The sequence below is a fragment of the Vibrio sp. Vb1574 genome (assembly GCF_033338675.1).
Map to the genome: position 1 here is coordinate 1 of NZ_JAWOTC010000079.1, position 3,955 is coordinate 3,955.

3 protein-coding genes are annotated in these 3,955 nt (G+C 40.2%); 2 read left to right on the forward strand and 1 reads right to left on the reverse strand.

Annotation, left to right across the window (positions count from 1 at the left end):
- Nucleotides 1-267: 267 nt before the first annotated feature.
- Nucleotides 268-1,029, reverse strand: coding sequence for a MobC family replication-relaxation protein (mobC, locus tag R7O12_RS23485; RefSeq protein WP_318126444.1), 762 nt, complete (start codon nucleotides 1,027-1,029; stop codon nucleotides 268-270).
- 1,277 nt (nucleotides 1,030-2,306) lie between these two features.
- Here mobC and R7O12_RS23490 point away from each other — a divergent pair.
- Nucleotides 2,307-3,314, forward strand: coding sequence for a hypothetical protein (locus R7O12_RS23490; protein WP_025789264.1), 1,008 nt, complete (start codon nucleotides 2,307-2,309; stop codon nucleotides 3,312-3,314).
- Nucleotides 3,304-3,723, forward strand: a complete 420-nt coding sequence (locus R7O12_RS23495; RefSeq protein ID WP_276394767.1) for a hypothetical protein — start codon at nucleotides 3,304-3,306, stop codon at nucleotides 3,721-3,723. The genes R7O12_RS23490 and R7O12_RS23495 overlap by 11 nt, the downstream gene beginning before the upstream one ends.
- The last annotated feature ends 232 nt before the right edge of the window (nucleotides 3,724-3,955 follow it).

The window sequence follows — 3,955 nt, forward strand, 5'->3', positions numbered from 1 at the left end:
AATCAGAACTAAGCGTAAAGCTCGATAACACCGCCCCTTGTAGCTGCTAGAGGGGACAAGCGGAAAAGGAATAACTGATTAGTGTTGTGTGACTGGAACGGGGGCGAAAGCTTTACACACAGCGCAGGGCAGCCCGAAAGGGTAAGAGACAAAACTCCACGGAAAGCGACCATAGATGATACCCAAATCACTCAAGTTTAGAGTTGAAATGGGTAGGGGTCGGCGCAGCCGAAAGGGCTGATTTGGGGAGTCTTGCGACAACCTTATTCACCGCTTTTGGTCTCTTGTTTCTTGTAAGGTCTTTACCTCTTCTAATGTGAAGATTCGGTAAAGGTTTGAACGATAATACTCGAATGGGTGCTTCGATTCTTTGAACCTTATGTATTCAATTTTGTTGAAGTGGTTCTCTAACAGCTTTTTCATTTCGTTACTCTCAACGATGAAAAAGACCGCATGCCAGTACCCCTCTTTTTTTGCCTGTATGTGCTCTTTAAAAATGGTCCTGTAGCGTGATGGCGTTTGAATTGTTTGCATCAGTTCGAGTGCAATCTTTGCTCCCGAAGGACTTTTCACCAAGCCATCCGGTTTGTGTGCTACCTGATATTTTTTGCGTACATCTTCATGCTTACCATTTTCCCAATCACGCCATCCATTTTTTTGTAGCTGGAGCTGCACAAACTGTACTTTCATTTTATGTTCTGCATTCTTGGCCGTGACTCGGTACGGTACAAAACTCTTCTCTCTGCCATTACTTTTCTGTTGGTTTTGCGCAAGGCCTAAGTCGGTCACTCCCCACAATGCAAGCTTTCCTCTTGGCGTTTTTAGTTCGTACTTTTTGATGAGACCTAAGCCTTTTAGTTTTGCCAGTAAACGATCGAGAGGCTGCCTTTTTTGATAATTCAAAAGCACCATTAAGTTGGTGATTGTGGAGTACGTTTCTTGTATTAAAAATTGTATGACGCATTGCATGTTGTCTGCATTTCGTTGGTAACGTTCGGTTTTATCTTGGATCAGATATTGTGTGTTCATCGGCCTCTGCCATCGGTGTCTATCATCGGGGGAGTATAGCACCCGACCGCAGACACCGATGAAATCCAAACAATAACAAGAAGTTTCGCCAAAGGGCGAATATTGAAAAAGCGTGCTTTTTCAATGAATTAGAATGTAAATCTTCGGGGCTGGACGCCCCTACAATTCAAATTCTAATTTAAAGCAAAATCCGCCTCGCTCCGCGAGACCAAGCCCCTATAGAGCGTGAAAAATGTCGCCCTTTTTGGACAAGTCCAAAGAGTCTCGTTTTTACATCGTTATACGGACTTGGTCTCGCCTGCTCAACGGATTTTGGGGCAAGCCCCCAAACCAAAACGCAGTTTGGGAACTGCTCGCCTTTTCGTTCGGGAACGGGCGTTTGGTTCGGCTCCCCCTGTCGAGAAAAAGGTTCGGGGGCTCACCTGTTTTCTCGATGCTACGTTGGACACTTCGCATTTTTTTCTGACTAGCAATTGAACCCCGCAAGGGGGCGCTTGGGCGATTGAGCCAGAAAAAAACATGGCTCACTAACTCACTTTGTTTCGCTGTTCGAACTGTCGCCTCGCGCTGCTCGTTGCCGGTTCGTTTGTCTTGGTAAAAACGCTTCGCTTAGTTTCACCAGGACAAACAAACTAAGCAGTTATGTTGTAACTCAAGGTTCAGTGTTAATTCGTTGATAGGCGCTTTTTGAGTACTTCCTAATCCTAATGCGAGCAATATTATGGTCATGTAACGTTTTTTGAAGTTCATGCTTTTCGTCCTTTCTTTTCGTAAATCTCGACACAAGTTAGCGTGTTTCATTTTTCTCTATGATCTTAAGATCTCACGCTGTTAGTTTGCTGTCATTTGAGCCAAGTTTTGAAGTAACAAGAGTTACTCTTTGGTTCAGTGAATGTGAGTTTAATTCGAATGATTGTTGTGACGCGGCAAATGACCGTTTGTGCGGTTTGAGCCAACTAGGCATTTTTATTTTTGGATAATGATAGATGCCTAGTTGCAGGTTGAACATGTGAAAAACGAGCATTTCAGAGGTGTTTCTGAGTGAGTTTAGAAGTTAGTTAGATTGCTATGTAAATCGCTCTCAAAGTGTCACAAACTTTCAAATGTTTTTTGGTGGGTAATGTGCCGGATTTCAGTCTGAAATCGTGCCTAGAGCGTTTGAGGGGCTTCTAAGTGGTGTTTTTGATAGTGAAGTTGCCTATTTAACATATGACCAATATTACGCACCTTTAAGTGTCGTTATGATGTCATCACGTTAATTGAGGTTAGGTGAACTGATGCCACACAATTTTTTGGATAGAAAGAAAAAACCGTTGAGTTCTTCTGGTGGAGGTTATAAGCCACTCCATGAAGAAGAGTCATTAAGAAAACCGCAAGCTCGAGAAGAAACAGTAAGGGAGCGAGCTGCCCGCCAACGTCGAGAGCGTCAAGCTGAATTGACGTATACCCAAGAAGATTACGCTCGTTGGGAAAAAAATCGTGTGCGTGCTACTGCAGAACGTAACGCGGCAGCGTTACAGGCCTACGATCTAACAGAGCCAGAATGGAACAAAGATCTACAAGACGATTTGAAAGAATACTTAGAAGGTAGACATACACAAGTTTGTATTTTCTCTGTTGATGATGCCGCAAAGTGTGCGATGAATATCTGGCATCAAAAAAATGAAGAAGGGGAAACGATTGGAAGTGAAACTCTGAAACTATTAGATGACATTCATTCAAAAATAGATATGGGCATAGGTATTATTACTGCGGCAAAAATATCAAAAGCTTTAGGTGGCTTTGGTATTACAGTTAAACAATATATTGATGCTCAGGGAATAGAACGAGTAATAATATCCAGTCTCTGGAATGACCCTAAGAAGTATTATGCTGTTGTTAATGGATTAAATATCAAAAAAAATTATCCATATAGAATTACAAACCCTACAATTAAGCAGTTGGGTGTTTTAGCTGAAGATACATTAAATGGATTTAAGAAAGGGGCTGTTTTAAGTTTAATTATATCGGCAACAATCAATACTAATGAATTGATGTTTAATGATGATTATCATTTAGTTGATTGGTGCGGTAGTATGGGAAGTGATTTGTTTAAGCTTTTAGCCACTGGTGCAGTTGTCGGTGGGATTATTTGCTTGACGGTCGCTCTTGGAGTTGCCATTCCTATGGTGGTTGGTGCGATGGTTTGGGTTGGTGTTGATGTAATTATTTCTAATATTTGGGATGAAAACAAGATAGAAGAAAACATAATAAATGGCTTAAAAGAGGCCACAAATGCCAAATAGAATTCTGATTTTTTTAGGAGTTCCTCTTGTATTAATAGGGATGCCTTTCTTATTATTTGATGCGATAAGCCCAATACTGGATGTTTATATATATCATCCAGAATCTATAGCGTTAACCTCCGTTTTTTCTATAGTTCCTTTTTTATCATGGTTTTGGTTTTTAAGTATAATAGGGTTTGTTTGTATTTGTTTTAATAAGCGTCCTGAATTACCTAAAGAGTGGAGTAAATATTTAGGAACTTACATTCCTTGTTTTCTATTTGTCATTGGGGTTGTTTTTGGAACGATTGGAAAAGATGCAATAAAGAAACACCTTGTTGATAGTGGTTACTTTTTAATTACTACAGAAAAGATAAGAACATCATTTTATATATCTCTTGATAAAGATATATACCATAGGGCTGATTAAACAAAAATTTGAGAAGAGTATGCAACAAAGATCTTTGCATTGATCATTGAGATCTAACGATTTTAGGATTAATCTCTATCCCCAGATGTGAAAAAACCACTCTTGCCGGAGTGGTTTTTTCGGAATACTCACAAATGATGACCAAATCGTTGTGTAAGTCCTTCCATGATAGACCATATCAAGTAAGCACTTCAAGAGTATTTCTGCACTCTGTTTGGAATCAAGATGTTTT